Origin of the sequence: Pantoea sp. Cy-639 (assembly GCF_011752525.1) — a bacterium.
Classification (GTDB): Bacteria; Pseudomonadota; Gammaproteobacteria; order Pseudomonadales; family Pseudomonadaceae; genus Aquipseudomonas.
On the sequence record NZ_VWXI01000004.1, the window covers coordinates 57,592 to 73,546 of the forward strand.

General features: G+C 63.7%; 17 protein-coding genes and 2 tRNA genes. 7 read left to right on the forward strand and 12 right to left on the reverse strand.

Annotated elements, in window-relative coordinates; all coding sequences use genetic code 11:
* Positions 1 to 12 precede the first annotated feature (12 nt).
* The 3 genes from sugE to rdgC all read right to left on the reverse strand — a co-directional run bounded on the left by sugE (position 13) and on the right by rdgC (position 2,487).
* Positions 13 to 330: a quaternary ammonium compound efflux SMR transporter SugE gene (gene sugE, locus F3J43_RS06495; protein ID WP_166883993.1), complete on the reverse strand. Its 318-nt coding sequence runs from the start codon at positions 328 to 330 to the stop codon at positions 13 to 15.
* 157 nt (positions 331 to 487) lie between these two features.
* Complete coding sequence (locus tag F3J43_RS06500; RefSeq protein WP_166883994.1) at positions 488 to 1,447, reverse strand: bile acid:sodium symporter family protein; 960 nt, start codon at positions 1,445 to 1,447, stop codon at positions 488 to 490.
* 119 nt (positions 1,448 to 1,566) lie between these two features.
* Positions 1,567 to 2,487: a recombination-associated protein RdgC gene (rdgC, locus tag F3J43_RS06505; protein ID WP_166883995.1), complete on the reverse strand. Its 921-nt coding sequence runs from the start codon at positions 2,485 to 2,487 to the stop codon at positions 1,567 to 1,569.
* A 217-nt stretch (positions 2,488 to 2,704) separates the two neighbouring features.
* On the opposite strand from rdgC, the gene F3J43_RS06510 reads away from it, so the two are divergent.
* A tRNA-Val gene (locus F3J43_RS06510) sits at positions 2,705 to 2,780 on the forward strand.
* A gap of 13 nt (positions 2,781 to 2,793) precedes the next feature.
* Positions 2,794 to 2,870: transfer RNA gene (locus F3J43_RS06515), tRNA-Asp, on the forward strand.
* Between the two features lie 124 nt (positions 2,871 to 2,994).
* Here the strand turns inward: F3J43_RS06515 and map are convergent.
* Positions 2,995 to 3,771, reverse strand: coding sequence for a type I methionyl aminopeptidase (gene map / locus F3J43_RS06520; RefSeq protein ID WP_166883996.1), 777 nt, complete (start codon positions 3,769 to 3,771; stop codon positions 2,995 to 2,997).
* Complete coding sequence (locus F3J43_RS06525; protein ID WP_166884396.1) at positions 3,768 to 3,971, reverse strand: ParD-like family protein; 204 nt, start codon at positions 3,969 to 3,971, stop codon at positions 3,768 to 3,770. Before F3J43_RS06525 ends, map begins: the two co-directional genes overlap by 4 nt.
* A 343-nt stretch (positions 3,972 to 4,314) precedes the next feature.
* Between F3J43_RS06525 and bamJ the strand changes: the two genes are divergently transcribed.
* The 4 genes from bamJ (at position 4,315) to F3J43_RS06545 (ending at position 6,580) form a co-directional block, all read left to right on the forward strand.
* Positions 4,315 to 5,049 carry a BamJ family beta-barrel-assembly machinery protein gene (gene bamJ, locus F3J43_RS06530; protein ID WP_166883997.1) on the forward strand — a complete coding sequence of 245 codons (735 nt, stop codon included), beginning with the start codon at positions 4,315 to 4,317 and terminating at the stop codon, positions 5,047 to 5,049.
* A 282-nt stretch (positions 5,050 to 5,331) separates the two neighbouring features.
* A complete protein-coding gene (locus F3J43_RS06535) occupies positions 5,332 to 5,772 on the forward strand; it encodes a YkvA family protein (protein WP_166883998.1) in 441 nt (146 codons plus the stop codon).
* A gap of 101 nt (positions 5,773 to 5,873) precedes the next feature.
* Positions 5,874 to 6,215: a helix-turn-helix domain-containing protein gene (locus F3J43_RS06540; RefSeq protein ID WP_166883999.1), complete on the forward strand. Its 342-nt coding sequence runs from the start codon at positions 5,874 to 5,876 to the stop codon at positions 6,213 to 6,215.
* Positions 6,212 to 6,580 (forward strand): hypothetical protein, encoded by a 369-nt coding sequence (locus tag F3J43_RS06545; RefSeq protein ID WP_166884000.1) that lies wholly within the window; start codon positions 6,212 to 6,214, stop codon positions 6,578 to 6,580. Before F3J43_RS06540 ends, F3J43_RS06545 begins: the two co-directional genes overlap by 4 nt.
* Before the next feature lie 60 nt (positions 6,581 to 6,640).
* Here the strand turns inward: F3J43_RS06545 and F3J43_RS06550 are convergent, their stop codons facing one another.
* Both F3J43_RS06550 and F3J43_RS06555 read right to left on the reverse strand, forming a co-directional pair.
* Positions 6,641 to 8,386, reverse strand: coding sequence for a bifunctional diguanylate cyclase/phosphodiesterase (locus F3J43_RS06550; protein ID WP_166884001.1), 1,746 nt, complete (start codon positions 8,384 to 8,386; stop codon positions 6,641 to 6,643).
* Between the two features lie 107 nt (positions 8,387 to 8,493).
* Positions 8,494 to 10,575 (reverse strand): carboxy terminal-processing peptidase, encoded by a 2,082-nt coding sequence (locus F3J43_RS06555; RefSeq protein WP_502706598.1) that lies wholly within the window; start codon positions 10,573 to 10,575, stop codon positions 8,494 to 8,496.
* A 142-nt stretch (positions 10,576 to 10,717) separates the two neighbouring features.
* Here F3J43_RS06555 and F3J43_RS06560 point away from each other — a divergent pair, with 142 nt between their 5' ends.
* Complete coding sequence (locus F3J43_RS06560; RefSeq protein ID WP_166884003.1) at positions 10,718 to 11,680, forward strand: NAD(P)H-quinone oxidoreductase; 963 nt, start codon at positions 10,718 to 10,720, stop codon at positions 11,678 to 11,680.
* Between the two features lie 117 nt (positions 11,681 to 11,797).
* Here the strand turns inward: F3J43_RS06560 and F3J43_RS06565 are convergent, their stop codons facing one another.
* Genes F3J43_RS06565 through F3J43_RS06585 form a run of 5 tightly spaced genes read right to left on the reverse strand, consistent with a single transcriptional unit; the run spans position 11,798 to position 15,897 of the window.
* The gene (locus tag F3J43_RS06565) at positions 11,798 to 12,451 is read right to left on the reverse strand and encodes an HAD family hydrolase (RefSeq protein ID WP_166884004.1); all 654 of its coding nucleotides are present in this window, start codon (positions 12,449 to 12,451) and stop codon (positions 11,798 to 11,800) included.
* 13 nt (positions 12,452 to 12,464) lie between these two features.
* A complete protein-coding gene (locus tag F3J43_RS06570; RefSeq protein ID WP_166884005.1) occupies positions 12,465 to 13,454 on the reverse strand; it encodes an ABC transporter ATP-binding protein in 990 nt (329 codons plus the stop codon).
* 1 nt (position 13,455) lies between these two features.
* A complete protein-coding gene (locus tag F3J43_RS06575) occupies positions 13,456 to 14,250 on the reverse strand; it encodes an ABC transporter permease (protein WP_166884006.1) in 795 nt (264 codons plus the stop codon).
* The gene (locus F3J43_RS06580) at positions 14,240 to 15,088 is read right to left on the reverse strand and encodes an ABC transporter permease (protein ID WP_166884399.1); all 849 of its coding nucleotides are present in this window, start codon (positions 15,086 to 15,088) and stop codon (positions 14,240 to 14,242) included. The genes F3J43_RS06575 and F3J43_RS06580 overlap by 11 nt, the downstream gene beginning before the upstream one ends.
* A gap of 2 nt (positions 15,089 to 15,090) precedes the next feature.
* Positions 15,091 to 15,897: an alkaline phosphatase family protein gene (locus F3J43_RS06585; protein ID WP_166884007.1), complete on the reverse strand. Its 807-nt coding sequence runs from the start codon at positions 15,895 to 15,897 to the stop codon at positions 15,091 to 15,093.
* Positions 15,898 to 15,955 lie beyond the last annotated feature (58 nt).

Here is a 15,955-nt window from a genome sequence, read left to right on the forward strand (position 1 = left end):
AGGGGGTGAAGGTCAGCTGGCGCTGACCTTCAGGCCGACCAGGCCGCAGATGATCAGCGCAACGCTGACCAGGCGCACCAAGGCCATCGATTCGCCGAACAGGATGATCCCGGCGATTACCGTGCCGACCGCGCCGACCCCGGTCCAGATGGCATAGGCGGTACCCAGCGGCAGTTCTTTCATGGCCAGGCCCAGCAGGCCGAGGCTGATGACCATGGCGCCGACGGTGAGCACGGTAGGCAAAGGGCGGGTGAAGCCGTCGGTGTACTTGAGGCCGATAGCCCAGCCGACCTCGAACAGGCCGGCGAAGAACAGGATGATCCAGGACATGGTGAGTCTCCATCGTATGAATGATGGGGCCGTCCCCGGAGTGGTCACGCGCTGCGTCGTGAGGTCGTCCTCACAGTGCGCACTATAGTGCACATTTTTCAGCGGGCCGGCAAGTGCTGCCCTCTGTGGGCGCCGGGAAGGCTGGCGCCTGTGCAGGTCATGGCGCTGGCGTGTGTTGTTCGGCGCCGGCGGGTTCTTCCATACGCCTGAACCAGGTCGACAGCAGTGCCCCCGAGATGTTGTGCCACACGCTGAACAACGCACTGGGCACCGCCGCCAGTGGCGAGAAATGCGCCGCCGCCAGGGCCGCGCCGAGCCCCGAGTTCTGCATGCCGACCTCCAGCGCCAGCGACTTGCGCTGGGCCAGCGGCAATTTGCACAGCTTGCCGGTCAGGTAACCGAGCAGGAAGCCGAAACTGTTGTGCAGGATCACCACCGCCATGATCAGCAGGCCTGACTCGGCGATCTTCGCCTGGCTGGCCGCGACCACCGCGCAGACGATCATCACGATGCTCACCACCGACACCAGCGGCAGTACCTGCACCGCCAGCTGTACCCGTGCACCGAGCAGACGCTGGGCCAGCACGCCGAGCACGATCGGCAGCATCACCAGTTGCAGGATCGACCAGAACATGTCCAAGAACGAGACCGGCAGCCAGGCCGAGGCCAGGAACCAGATCAACGTCGGGGTCAGCAGCGGGGCGAGCAAGGTGGTCACCGCGGCGATTGCCACCGCCAGCGCCAGGTCTCCGCGAGACAGCCAGACCATCACGTTGGACGCCGTGCCGCTCGGGCAGCAGCCGACCAGGATCACACCGACGGCGATCTCGGGCGGCAGTTGGAACAGTTGGCACAGCAGCCATGCCATGCCCGGCATGATCACGAAGTGCGCCACTACCCCCAGCGCCACCCGCCAGGGTTGACGAGCGAGAGCGGCGAAATCGTCGAGCTTGAGGGTCAGGCCCATGCCGAACATCACCAGCCCCAGCAGCGGCACGATGGCCACTTTCAGGGCGATGAACCATTGCGGCATGAGAAAGGCCAGGCAGGCGAACAGCAGTACCCACAGGGCGAAGGTATTGCCGACGAAGCGGCTGAGGGCGGCGAGGGCGCGCATGGGGGCAGGTCCTTGTTCTATTTATGGTGACCCGTAGGCGCCAGCGTCAGACGTCGCAGCGTCTGGGGAGGGCCAGTATTCGCCGGCAAGGCCGGCGCCTACAGTGAGCGCGGCTGCGATCAGACGCCTTGCGGGATCTCTTCGCCACCCAGCGCTTCGAACAGCACCGGCAGGAACTCGGTGAAGGTCATCATCATCAGCATGAAGCTGGCGTCGAACTGTTGCTGTGCTTCGTCGCCACCGTCCTGTTCGGCCTGCTCCTGCAGCAGCTCCTCGAACTTCAGGCGTTTGATCACCATCTTGTCGTCGAGCACGAACGACAGCTTGTCCTGCCAGGCCATGGCCAGCTGGGTGACCACCTTGCCGGTGCTCAGGTGCAACTGGATCTCCTCGCTGGTCAGGTCCTGGCGTTTGCAGCGCACGATGCCACCATCTTCGGCGGTATCGCGCAGCTCGCATTCGTCGAGCACGTAGAACCCTTCGGCGGCCTGCTGCGACTTGACCCAGTCGGTCATGGTCGCGCTGGGCGCGATCTTCACGGTGGCCGGACGGACCGGCAGCGAGCCGATCACTTCGCGCAGGGTCGACAGCAGGTCTTCGGCGCGCTTGGCGCTGGCCGAGTTGACCAGGATCATGCCCAGGCGCGGGGCGATGGCGGCGAAGATCATCGAGCGGCGGATGAACGCGCGCGGCAGGAAGGCCTGGATGATCTCGTCCTTGATCTGGTCGCGTTCCTTCTTGTAGACCTTGCGCATCTGCTCGGTCTCGATCTCTTCGACCTTCTCCTTGACCGCGTCGTTGACCACGCTGCTGGGCAGGATGCGTTCTTCTTTACGCGCGGCGATCAGCATGAACTCGCCACTGACGTGGACCAGCGGGGCGTCTTCGCCCTTGCCGAACGGCGCGACGAAACCGTAGGTGGTCAGTTCCTGGCTGGCGCAGGGGCGGGCCGGCTTGCTGGCCAGGGCGGCTTCCAGCGCTTCTGCCTCGAACGGTACTTCCTGGGTCAGGCGATAGGACAGCAGGTTCTTGAACCACATGAGGGGGAATCTCTCCTTAATACATAAGGCGGGCATTATTCTCCGAGCAGTGCTTCCAGGCCAACCCTGTCAGAGGGCCAGCAGTGGCATAAAGGAAGAAGGAACGCCCGGCGCTGCTAGGTCTTTGAAAGGCCTGAGAATTTTTTTTAAAAAAGTTGAAAAAAGTGCTTGCCAGGGTGGCAGCCCCTCCGTAGAATGCGCGCCACACCGAGACGAAGGGTGATTAGCTCAGCCGGGAGAGCATCTGCCTTACAAGCAGAGGGTCGGCGGTTCGATCCCGTCATCACCCACCACTCGATGTATAGCGCAGCGGTAGTTCAGTCGGTTAGAATACCGGCCTGTCACGCCGGGGGTCGCGGGTTCGAGTCCCGTCCGCTGCGCCATATTCAAGCTTCCAGGGCCCACTGAACACCCGGAAGCCACAGAGAAAGCGACCTTAGGGTCGCTTTTTTTGTTTCTGCCCCTCATGCAGGGCAATCCTGCGGGGAGCCCCTGCAGGATTGCCAGTCAGGCCTGCCGTTCTTCCCCGCGCAGCGTCAGGATCTCGTATCCCGTCTCGGTCACGGCTACCGTATGTTCCCATTGCGCTGACAGGGAATGGTCGCGGGTGATCACCGTCCAGCCATCCTTCAGGCCGCGAGTGCCCCGTCCGCCCTGGTTGATCATCGGCTCGATGGTGAACACCATGCCTGGTTGCAGCTTCAGGCCCATCCCGCGTTGACCGTAGTGCAGCACCTCCGGTGCCTCGTGCATCTGTGTGCCGATGCCATGCCCGCAGTACTCGCGGACCACGCTGTAGCCTGCTGCTTCGGCATGGGTCTGGATGGCATGGCCGATATCGCCCAGGGTCGCCCCGGGTCGTACCTGCTCGATGCCTTTCCATAGGGCGGCATACGTGGTCTCGACCAGTCTGCGGGCCTCTTCGGTGATCTGACCGATGCAGTACATCTTCGATGAATCGGCGATGTAACCACCTTGTTCGAGGGTGATGTCCACATTGACGATGGAGCCTTCCTTCAGTATCTCGTCGGCCTTGGGCATGCCGTGGCATACCACGTGGTCCACCGAAGTGTTCAAGGCGAAGGGGAAGCCATACTGGCCCTTGCTTGCCGGACGCGCCTTGAGCGTCTCGACGATGAACGCTTCGGCGCGGTCATTGATCTGCAGGGTGGTCACGCCGGGGCGGATGAAACCGTCGAGGTCGGCGAACACCCGTGCCAGCAACTGGCCGGCGCGGCGCATCAGTTCCAGTTGCGCGGCGTCCTTGAGTATCACCTTGCTCATTGCAGCAGTTCCTTGAGGTTGGCCTGTTCCTGGCGCAGCAATTGACGCAGCAACTCCTGATAGGTGGCCTGAGGGTGCAGTTCGGCGAGCATGCCGATGCGGATCCAGTGTTCGGCCTGGGCGTTGATCGAGCGCGACAGCGCGGTACTGGCCACGCGCAGGTCTTCGTGGAGGTCATCGGAGATCTTGACGATACCCATGGTGTAATAATCCATATATGAAACGTACTCGAATCATATGCTCTTGTGCCTGCGCGAGCCAGCCTTGGGTGAATGGTTTCCTGGCTAGGGTGCAGGCACATGCCGATATCCAGGCCATCGGGCAGCTGCACGATGGCCTGGATATCGACGAAAAATCACCCGGCAGCCCCCACAAAAACAGTCAATACTGGCCACTGGCTGCAAGCCTGTAGATGAACATCCTTTAACCCAGGAACTTCCAGCCCACAACCCGCTCTTATGCCGGTAGCCATTGGTCACAGCTGCCTGTTAAGCTCGCGGCTTTACCCTGATTGCCCTTATGGCGCATGAACAAGGAAATAGCATGAAACAGCATCGTTTGGCGGCTGCGGTTGCCCTGGTAGGCCTGGTCCTGGCGGGCTGCGACGCCCAGACCAGCAGCGTCGAGCTGAAGACTCCGGCACAGAAAGCCTCCTACGGTATCGGCCTGAACATGGGCAAGAGCCTGGCTCAGGAAGGCATGGACGACCTGGACTCCAAAGCCGTCGCCCAAGGTATCGAAGACGCTGTCGGCAAGAAAGAACAGCGCCTCAAGGACGAAGAACTGGTAGAGGCCTTCAGTGCCCTGCAGAAACGTGCCGAAGAGCGCCTGGCCAAGGCCAGCGAGGAAGCGGCCAGCGCCGGCAAGAAATTCCTCGAGGAAAACGGCAAGAAGCCTGGCGTGGTCACCACCGCTTCCGGCCTGCAGTATGAAGTCGTGAAGAAGGCCGACGGCCCGCAGCCCAAGCCGACCGACGTGGTCACCGTTCACTACGAAGGCAAGCTGATCGATGGCAAGGTCTTCGACAGCTCCGTCGAGCGCGGCGCACCGATCGACCTGCCGGTCAGCGGCGTGATTCCGGGCTGGGTCGAAGGCCTGCAACTGATGCACGTTGGCGAGAAGTACAAACTGTACATCCCTGCCGAACTGGCCTATGGCGCCCAGAGCCCGAGCCCGCTGATCCCGGCCAACTCGGTTCTGGTGTTCGATCTGGAACTGCTGGGCATCAAGGACATGAACCAGGCGGACGCACCGGCCGACGCAGCACCGGCCAAGTAAGTCTCCTGCGTTCAACGCGACGCCCCGTTTCGACGGGGCGTCGTCGTTTCTGTCGTCCGCTTCACTGAACGGCGACAGTCTTTCAGTGTCGCAAGTCAGGCCCGGGGGTAAACTCGGGTGCGGCTGTCGCAAAACGTTTGCGCGGTTGAAACGACTGTGTAAAAAATGCCCGATCCGTACCCGGCCCTTGCCTGGCGGGCACCACGCGGCCTCAAGGTCGCCCTGTTCACAAGGTTATCCACAATAAATGTGGATAACCTTCCCGGCTCCTCTGGAGGTCTCATGAGCGCACCCTGGAACTTCACCCGCTTCCTGCCGCTGGCCGAGCGTCTGCTCAGTCGCGGTCGCCTGCCGGCGCTGCTGTTCGCCGTGGCCCGCAAGGGGCCAAAACTGGGCCAGTTGCGGGAAGATGTCCGGCTGATGCAGGCCCTGTGCCTGGCCTGGTGGCGGGGCGAGTATCGCGCTGTGAGTCCCAAGGCCCTGGTGACCATCGTTGCGGGCTTGTTGTACTTCGTCAGCCCGCTGGATGCGATCCCCGACTGGTTGCTGGGCGTCGGCCTGCTCGATGACATCGCTGTGCTGGGCTGGGTGCTCAAGACCGTGGCCGATGAACTGGCCCGCTTCAGAACCTGGCGTGAAAACCAGGCGCCGGAAAGGCTGCGGGTCGTCGAGCGTCTGCCGGCCACTGCCGAAGCCCTGCGCCTGGAGCGCAGCGAACACTGATTCTCGCGCTACCCGCACAGACCCCCGAGGTTGGTAATATAATTGGCATAAGCGTTATGCCTACGGATTACATGCCGTAATCCAATGTTAAGGGGGTTGTAATGGGGATTCAGGTCATCAGCCGGGACGGTCAGCCCGAGTACGCAGTAGTTCCCTGGGAGCAGTATCAGGCGCTGCTCGCCGCCGCAGGCCAGGCCCCGGTACCTGCGCCAGTTGCCAGCAGCCATGAAGACAACGACACAAGCGCCAGCTTGTCCTCTCTGGACCAGCTGGCGTCGTTGCGTCAGGCCAAGGGCCTGGCGCCCGAACAGTTGGCGCGCAGTGTCGGCATCAGCCCGGTCTACCTGGCCATGATCGAGTCCGGCGAACGGCGCCCGGATGCGGCGATCCTGCGCAGCCTGGCCTGGCACCTGGGTATTGCCGGTTGGAGCGAGCCGTCATGAGCCAGGTCAGGATCAGCCGTCAGCACTGGGAGAGCCTGCTGATCGAGCTCGACCTGGCCCGCCGGCAACGCCACCTGCTGACCTACCGTGCGCTGCTCGAGCGCCTGCAACTGCCCAGCCCGGCGATGCAGACCCTGACTGCTGCCCTGGAGTATCTGGCGGTGATCGATGCCCGTGCCGAGCAGCCGTTGCGCAGTTCGTTGGTGATCAGCCAGGGCGCCAGCCGCCTGCCACGTACCGGGTTCTTCGAGTGCGTCGAGCGGCTGGGGCGTTTCTCCGGGCCGGCGGACGGGCTGGAGGCGGCATCCTGGCATGCCTCGGAAGTGGTGCGGGTGTTCGAGTACCGTTATCCCGAACAGGCCTGAGCGCTACTGCGGCGCAAGGTTCGCCAGCCAGGCGGATGCCTGCCGCTAGTGCGTCGGTGTTCAGGCCTCGATCAGGCTGAGGCTCGAACCGCGGTTTTCCTTGGCCTGGCGCTTGGCCTGGGAGGCCAGTTCGGCCAATTGTCCCGCATCCAGCCGAGCGCCGCTCTGCGGCGTCAGCCACACCACGCCGATGGACAATGACAGCAAGGCGAACGTCTCGCGTTGACCCTGACGGTCATGGGCGAGGAAGCATCCAGCTTCGAGGTGTTCGCTACGGTAGAAGCGCCGGCATTGTCGAGCGAACGCTTCCACCAGCAACTGCAGGCGCTCGCGCCAGCCGGCCGTGCCCAGTACCAGCATGAAGTCATCCCCGCCGATATGTCCGACGAAATCGCGGCTCGGGTCCACGCAGTCGTTCAGGCATTGTGCCAGGCATAGCAGGACCTCATCGCCACGGGCATAGCCATAGATGTCGTTGAAGGGCTTGAAACTGTCGATGTCCACATAGCACACCGCGGCCTCGCGGCGTTGCTGCAGCAGGCGTGCCAGACACTGCTGGATCGGTACGTTGCCCGGCAGCAAGGTCAGCGGGTTGGCGTGCCGGGCCTGCTGGATCTTCTGCTCGGTGATCAGCTTGAGCACATCGATCACCCGCCCCAGGCCCAGGTAGCGACCGCTCTGGGTAATGATGAAGTCTTCCTCGATACGCTGCCGGGCCCGGCTGGTGAGCAGGCGGCTGACTTGCTGCAACGATTGCCCGCGTTCCACGGCGAGGAAATCCTGGCTCATCAACCGGCTGATCGGCTTGCGCGCGAACAGGTCGGTACCGAACGGCTGCAGCAATGCATCGGCCAGTGAGTGCCGGTGGACGATGCCGCACGGCTTGCCGCGTTCATCCAGCACCGCGAGGGAGTTGAGGTTGGCCTGACGGCGAAAAGCCTCGAGCACCTGCTGTGTGGCGGTATCCAGGGAGACGGCCGGTTGTTCCATGAGCAGGGCATTGAGGTCACCGCTGTCTTCGCCCAGGGCCACCACGCAGGCGCTGGGCTGGGGCAGCAGGTTGGGATTGTCACCCAGCGGGAACTCCTGCGGACGGCCGAGCAGGTAGCCTTGTACCAGGTCCACGCCCATGTCTCCCAGCACTGCCAGCTCTTCGCCCAGCTCGATGCCTTCGGCGATCACCTGGGCTCGGGACGCGCGAGCGATCTGCAGGATCGAGCCGACGAATTCACGCTTGAGCGGATCCTGGTGGATACCGTCGATGAAGTGGCGGTCGATCTTCACATAGTCGGGACGTAGCTCCGACCACAGGCGCAGGCTCGAATACCCAGCCCCCAGGTCGTCCAGGGCAATGGAGAAGCCCATGTCCCGGTAGTGGTGCAGGGCGTTGAACAGCAGTTGGAAGTCTTCGGTAGGGGTCTGCTCGGTGAGCTCGATGACCACCCGGCTGGGGGGCAGGCCGACCGCTTCGAGCATCTTCAGGGTGCGCCCGGAAGGGTAGTGGGGCTCGAGCAAGGATTCGGGCGAGACGTTGAGAAACAGCTTGCCGCTCAGGTTCAGTTCGCTGAAGCGCCGGCATGCGGTTTCCCGGCACAGCACCTCGAGCTCGCTCAAGCGGCCAGCCTGGCGGGCGACGGCGAACAGGTTCAGGGGAGAGTGCAGGGGGCTGTTGGAGGGCCCGCGGCTCAAGGCTTCATAGCCCAGGATGCGACGTTCGGAGAGACAGACGATGGGCTGGAACAGACAGTGGACGCTGCGTTGAGCCAGGATGGCGCTCAATGCGCTGAGCTGTTCGTTGACGGTCATGGACTGCTTCCTGAATGAAAAAAGGCCGGACGCTTGCACGTCCGGCCCTTCTATTTCACGACAGTCCGATGACTGTTTGATGACAGGTCACATTAATTTGCCATCATTCAGTGCTTGGCCACCGAGGTGCTCAGGCTGAGGTAGTCGAGCAGGATGCGACCGGTTTCCGACAGGTAGGCGTCGTCCTCCGGCTTGCTGTCGTCCGGCTCGGCTGGCAGCGCATCTTCGTCTTCCTTCTTGAGCTCCTTGAGCGGCTCCTCGCCCTTGGCCTTGCGGCGGATATTCTCGAGCGCCAATTGCTTGGCCTCGATCTCGTCGTGGCGTGCACGGCGCTCCTGCTCGTTGAGGCTGACGGTCTTCTCGTTCATCAGCTTCTGGGTCAGGGCCAGGCGGTCGCGGATGTAGACGAACTCGGCATCCTTGTCGCTGCGCGCGTCATGCTGGGCCTTGAGCTGGGTCAGGAACGGCTTGAACGGATCGGAAGCCGGCTTGATCACGGGGCGGATGGTGTCCCACGGCATGGCTTCGGGCAGGGCGCTTTCGCCGATTTCCTTGGTGTCGATGATCGACGGGTAGGCGATGTCCGGCAGTACGCCCTGGTGCTGGGTGCTCTGTCCGGAAACCCGGTAGAACTTGGCCAGCGTGAGCTTGAGCTCGCCATGGTTGAGGGGCTGGATGGTCTGCACGGTGCCCTTGCCGAAGGTCTGGCCGCCGATGATCAGTGCGCGGTGGTAGTCCTGCATGGCGCCGGCGAAGATCTCCGAGGCCGAGGCCGAGAGGCGGTTGACCAGCAGCGCCAGCGGGCCTTTGTAGAAGGCGCCGGGGTTCTCGTCCTCGAGCACGTCGACACGGCCGTCGGCATTGCGCACCAGCACGGTCGGCCCTTTCTCGATGAACAGGCTGGTCAGCTCGGTGGCTTCCTGCAGCGAGCCACCGCCGTTGTTGCGCAGGTCGATGACCACGCCGTCGACTTTTTCCTTCTGCAGCTCGGTCAGCAGCTTCTTCACGTCGCGGGTGGTGCTCTTGTAGTCCGGGTCACCCGCGCGGTAGGCCTTGAAGTCCAGGTAGAAGGCCGGGATCTCGATGATCCCCAGCTTGTAGTCGCGGCCATCCTGCTTGAGCTTGAGCACCGACTTCTTCGCCGCCTGCTCCTCGAGCTTCACCGCTTCGCGGGTGATCGAGACGATCTTGCTGGTCTGGTCGTTCGGCGCATTGCTCGCCGGGATCACCTCGAGGCGTACCACCGAGCCTTTCGGGCCGCGGATCAGCTTGACCACTTCGTCCAGGCGCCAGCCGACCACGTCGACCATTTCCTTGTTGCCCTGGGCCACGCCGATGATCTTGTCGGCAGGGGCGACCTGCTTGGTCTTGGCTGCCGGGCCCGCCGGCACCAGGCGCACGACCTTGACCTGGTCGTTGTCGCTTTGCAGCACTGCGCCAATGCCCTCGAGGGACAGGCTCATGTTGATGTCGAAGTTCTCGGCGTTGTCCGGCGAGAGGTAGTTGGTGTGCGGATCGTAGGACTGCGCAAAGGTGTTGATGTAGGCCTGGAAGATATCTTCGGCACGGGTCTGGTCCAGGCGCGCCAACTGGTTCTTGTAGCGCTTGGTCAGGGTGTCCTGGATCTGCTTGGGATCCTTGCCGGCGATCTTCTGGCGCAGTACCTCGTCCTTGACGCGTTTGCGCCACAGCTCGTCGAGGGCAGCCTGATCCTTCATCCACGGCGCGTCCTTGCGGTCGACCAGCAGGTCTTCCTTGACGGTGAAGTCGATCTTGTCGACGCCCTTGTTCAGCTCGCCGAGGGCGTAGTCCAGACGCTGCTTCACGCGGTCCAGGTAGCGCTTGTAGATGGTGAAGCCAGGGTCGAGGTTACCGCTCTTGAGGAAGTCGTCGAACTGGGTCTTCCACTTGTCGAACTCGGCGATGTCGGCGGCGGTGAAGTAGCTGCGCGACGGGTCGAGCAGCTTGATGTAGCTGTCGTAGATGATGACCGAACGGGCGTCGTCCAGCGGCGGCTTGCTGTAGTGGTGGCGCTTGAGCAGCTCGACGATGTTGAGGCTGGCGACCACCTCGTCGCGGTCTGGTTGCAGGCTGTCCCACTTGTTGGCGGCGGCCGCATTGCCACCGAGCGTGAGGCTGCCCAGGCCGATCATGAGGGCGAGGGCGGTGCTGGGGAGGAAATGCTTCATGCTGATTCGACGTGGAGGCAATTGATCACGCATAGTAGGCCGTCTTTTCCGTTCGCCGGTTCCATGGAGCCGGACGCATACTGCAAAAAGCCTGGGACGTGCACGCCCAGGCTCAGTCATATGATTCAACTATGGAGGCACTGTGAAGGCATTGCAAGGCGTTGACGGACATGTGGCCTGGGTCGAGGCCGATCGCCCGGCCTGTGATGCGGGCCAGGTGCGCATCCGGGTGGCCGCTGCCGGGTTGAACCGTGCCGACCTGTTGCAAATGAAAGGGCTGTATCCGCCACCGCCAGGCGCCAGCCCATACATGGGCCTGGAGTGCGCCGGCGTGGTCGAGGAAGTGGGCGCCGGTGCCGACTGGCGCGTGGGCGACCGGGTATGCGCGTTGCTCGCCAGCGGCGCCATGGCCGAGGAAGTGGTGGTCGATGCCCGCCATGTGCTGCCGGTGCCCGAGGGCTTGAGCCTGCACGAGGCGGCGGCGTTGCCCGAGGTGTATGCCACGGCCTGGTTGAACATCTTCCAGCTCGCTGGCCTGAAGGCTGGCGAGAAGGTATTGGTGCATGCCGGCGCCAGCGGCGTAGGCTCGGCGGCCATCCAGTTGTGCAAGGCCTTCGGCAGCCCGGTGTGGGTGAGCGTGGGTTCCCCCGAGCGTCTGGCCTACTGCCAGGGCCTTGGCGCTGCGGGAGGCGTGGTGCGCAATGCCAACCTAGACGAACTCGAGCAGCTTGGTCCGTTCGACGTGATTCTCGATCCGGTGGGGGCCAGCTATGGGGCGTTGAACCTCAAGGCACTGGCGCGCGATGGGCGTTGGGTGATCATCGGCCTGATGGGGGGGCGCAAGGTCGAGCTGGACCTGGCGCTGGTGCTGGGCAAGCGCTTGCAGATTACCGGCTCGACACTGCGCAACCGTGACGATGACTGCAAGGCCGAGTTGCTGCGCGAACTGCAACAGCAGGTGTGGCCATTGTTCAGCGAAGGGCGGTTGTCAGCGCAACTGGTCGATACCTACCCGGTCGAGTTCGCCCAGGCGGCGTATGCCGAGCTTGAGAGCAACCAGGTGTCGGGCAAGTTGGTGATGGTGATCGACCCTTCATTGGTTTGAGACTGTCGGGGCTGCCTTGCAGCCCTTCGCGACACAAGGCCGCTCCTGCTGGGTGTGTGATTTCCTGCAGGAGCGGCCTTGTGTCGCGAAAGGGACGCAGCGCGCGCCCTGTGGCATTCAGCTCCAGTTCAGAATCGGCCAGCCATTGGTCTGGGCATGCTCGCGCAGCACCGGATCCGGGTTCACCACATTGGGCTGGTCTACCTTCGACAGCAATGGCAGGTCATTGCGCGAATCGGAGTAGAAGCTCGCTCCCTCGAGGTTCTCCTGCTCCTGGTCCAGCCACTCCAGCAAGCGGGTGATCTTGCCCTCGCGGTAAGTCAGCACGCCGTGGGTCTTGCCGGTGAACACCCCGTTGTGCGCCTCCAGCTCGATGGCCAGGTATTCGTCCACCCCCAGCCGTGCCGCGATCGGCCCGACCAGGTGGGCGCCCGAGGCCGAAATGATCAGGACCCGGTCACCACGCTTGCGGTGTTCGGCGATGCAGCGGCAGGCATCGCCGTAGATGATCGGTTCGATCACATCCTCCACCCAAGGCTCGACCAGGTGTTCCACTTCTTCCAGCGTGCGCCCGGCGATGGGTTCCAGGCTGAAGGCCATGTAGTCTTCCATCGCCAGGTGGCCCTTGCCGTAGGCTTCCATCAATTCCTGGTCACGCTTGAGGAACGTCTTGGCGTCGACCCAGCCCAGCCGGGCCATCTGCTCGCTCCACAGCGACGCGCAGTCGCCGTGGATAAGGGTTTCGTCCAGATCGAAAATTGCCAGTGCCATGCGTTGAATCTCCTTAGGCCACTTCTCGTAGCGCCGTGGGGTCGATCGACAAGGATACCCGTTGCCCGTCCGCATGCAGGTCGGCCGCGCAGCGGTTGAGCACGTCTACCACCAGTTCCACCTCGCGCACCAGCACGCGGTAGCGGATGACGTTGCCGAGCAGGCTGTGGCTGCGGATTTCGCCGTCCAGTTCGCCGTTCAGGCTCAAGGTGATGGATTCCGGGCGAATCGCCAGGCGGCTGGCCACCGGGCGTTGCAGCACCCGGCTGGCGCTGTCGGCGTCGAGCAGGTTGTAGTTGCCGATGAAACCGGCGGCGAACAGGTCCACGGGCGCGGTGTAGAGCGTTTCGGCGTCGCCGCTCTGGACGATGCGCCCCTGGTTCATCAGGACGATGCGGTCCGACATCGTCAGCGCTTCTTCCTGGTCATGGGTGACGAAGATGGTGGTCAGTCCCAGCTCGCGCTGGATCGCGCGAATCTGCTCGCGCAGGTGCTTGCGGATGCGTGCGTCCAGCGCCGACAGCGGCTCGTCGAGCAACAGCAGGCGCGGCCGGGTGACCAGCGAGCGGGCCAGGGCCACGCGCTGGCATTGTCCGCCCGACAACTGATGCGGGTAGCGGCTGGCGAAGCTGCCCAGCTCGACCAGCTCGAGCGCCTCGCGCACCCGTACCTGGCTTTCGGCGGCCTTGACCTTCTGCATGCGCAGGCCGAAGGCGACGTTCTGTTCCACGGTCATGTTGGGGAACAGCGCATAGCTCTGGAACACCATGCCGATCCCGCGCTTCTGCGGGCTCAGTGGCACGATGTCCTGGCCATCGAGCAGGATCTGCCCGCCGTCCACCGGCGTCAGGCCGGCGATGCAGCGCAGCAGGGTGGATTTGCCACAGCCCGAGGGGCCGAGCAGGGTGACGAATTCGCCGCGCTCGATCTGGCAGTCGATGTTCTCGAACACCGGGCTGCCGGCGTAGCTCTTTTGCAGTTTCTGTACGCTGACGAAGCTCATGTCAGGTCTTGTCCTTGTTCAAGCGATTGGCAACCCATGTCAGTACCAGCACGAAGGCGAAGTAGGAAATCACCAGGGCGCTGTTGAAATGACCGCTGCTGTTGCGCATGTTGTTCAGGTACACCTGCAGGGTCTCGTAGCGGGTGCCCACCAGCAGGTTGGCGAACACGAACTCGCCGAACAGGAACGAGAACGACAGCAGCAATGCCACCATCAAGCCCTTGCGCAGGTTGGGCAGCACCACTTGCAGCGCCGCCTGCCAGGGGCTGGCGCCGAGCAACTGGGCAGCGTCCATCAGGTCGCGCAGGTTGATGGCTTGCAGGTTGTTGGTGATCGCCCGGTACATGAACGGCAGGGCGATGGTGAAGTAGCAGCCGATCAGGATCCACGGCGTGCCGACCATCGCCAGTGGGCCGCTGCCGTACAGCTGCAGCAGGCCTACCGCCGAGACCACCGGCGGCACCGCGAACGGCAGCAGGATCAGCACGTTCATCAGCGCGTCGAGTTTCGGGAAGTGGTAGTGCACCACGAACAGCAGCGGCAGGATCAGCACCACCGACAGCAGCAGGGCGCCGACGCACACCAGCAGCGACTGGCCGAAGGCGGCGAGAAAACGTGGTTCGCTCCACAGCGCCAGGTACCACTTGAAGGTCAGGCCGCTGGGCAGCAGGGTCGCCGACCAGCTGGTGGCCAGCGAGTAGAGCAGGGTGCCGGCCAGCGGCAGCAGCAGGATGAGAAACAGCAGGTACACCACCAGCCGATGGTAGAGCCCGGCGGAGGTTTTTTCAGCGCGCATGGTAGCTCCTCTTGAGCAGCCATTGATGGGCCACGGTGACCACGGTCATCAATCCGACCAGGACCATGGCCAGGGCGCTGGCCAGGTTCGGGTCGAGGCTGATGTCGCCCGCCACCAGGCCGGCGATGCGGATCGGCAGCACGTTGAAGTTGCCGGTGGTCAGGGCATAGACGGTGGCGTAGGCCCCCAGGGCGTTGGCCAGCAGGATGACGAAAGTGCCGAGCAGCGCCGGCGTGAGGACCGGCAGGCCGATGTATCGCCAGAACTGCCAGTGGCTGGCGCCGAGCAGCGCGGCGGATTCGCGCCAGTCCGCGCGCAGGGCGTCGAAGGCCGGGTACAGCAGGAGCACGCCGAGCGGGATCTGGAAGTAGGTGTAGACCAGGATCAGCCCGGTCTTGGAGTAGATGCTGAAATCGCCGAGCAGGCCCATCTGCTTGAGCAGCAGGGTCAGCGCGCCATTGAACCCGAGCAGGATGATGAAGGCGAAGGCCAGCGGCACCCCGGAGAAGTTGCTGGTCATGTTGGCGAAGGCGCTGACGAAGTCGCGCAGTTTCGAGTCGACCTGACGCAGCGAGTAGGCGCCGAGGGTGGCGATGACGATGCCGAACAGGCTCGACCAGAAGCTGATCTCCAGGCTGCGCTGCAGCGCCTGCAGGTAGAACTTCGAGGCGAACACCTTGTGGAAGTTGGCCAGGCCCCAGCCACTGTCGCTCTGCAGGCTGTTGACGGCGACCCAGGCCAGCGGGGCGATCTGGAACACGACGAAGAACACGGCGAACGGCAGCAGGCAGAGCAGGGCCAGGTAGCGGCCTCGGGGGCTGTTGCGCTTGGGGGACATGGTCACTTGAGCAACTCCCGGCACAGCGGTTTGTCGTGGGTGGCGCCAAGCAACTCGCAGACGGTGCCGCACAGTTCGGTCTGCAGCGGCTTGGCCGCCGGATCGAGGCTGAACGCCTCGCCGAAGACGAACAGCGGGACTTCGCGCTCCTCGGCCAACAGTCCATTGTGCGAGCGGTCGTTGTTCATGCCGTGGTCGGCGGTGACCAGCACCTGGTAGCCCTCCTCGAGCCAGCGCGGCAGGTAGTCGGCCAGCAGGATGTCGGCGCTGCGTGCGGCGTTGCGATACTGGCTGCTGTCCAGGCCATGGCGATGGCCGGCGTCGTCGATGTTCATCGGGTGCACCAGCAGGAAGTTCGGCGCATGGCGCCGGCGCAGGTATTCGGCATCGGCCAGCAGGTGCGAGTCGGGGTAGTGGTCGGCGTAGTAGAACAGGCCGTGCTGGATCGGCAGTTTCGGCGCGTGGGTGTGGCGGTCGCGCAGTGGGTCGAACGGCGAACGGTTGTACAGCTCGCTGATCCAGTGATAGGCCGCCGCGGCGGTGCCCAGCCCGGCCTCGCGGGCGTAGTGGAACACGCTGCGCTGGTTGGACAGGCGGTTGACGTTGTTGTGCACGATGCCGCTGTCGATCGGCGGCACGCCGGTGAGGATGCACTCGTACAGCGGGCGGGACAGCGACGGCAGTTCGCATTCCAGGCGGTACAGCGCGGCGCGGTCGGCCTCGACGTAGGCGTGCAGGTGGCCCATGGCATGGTGGGCGACCTGATGGTTGAGGCCGTCGAGCAGGACCAGGATGACGTTGTGATTCATGTGTTACTCCGCAAGAAACCCGGGGAGGGCTTTGCCCTCCTTTCGCGCCACAAGGCCG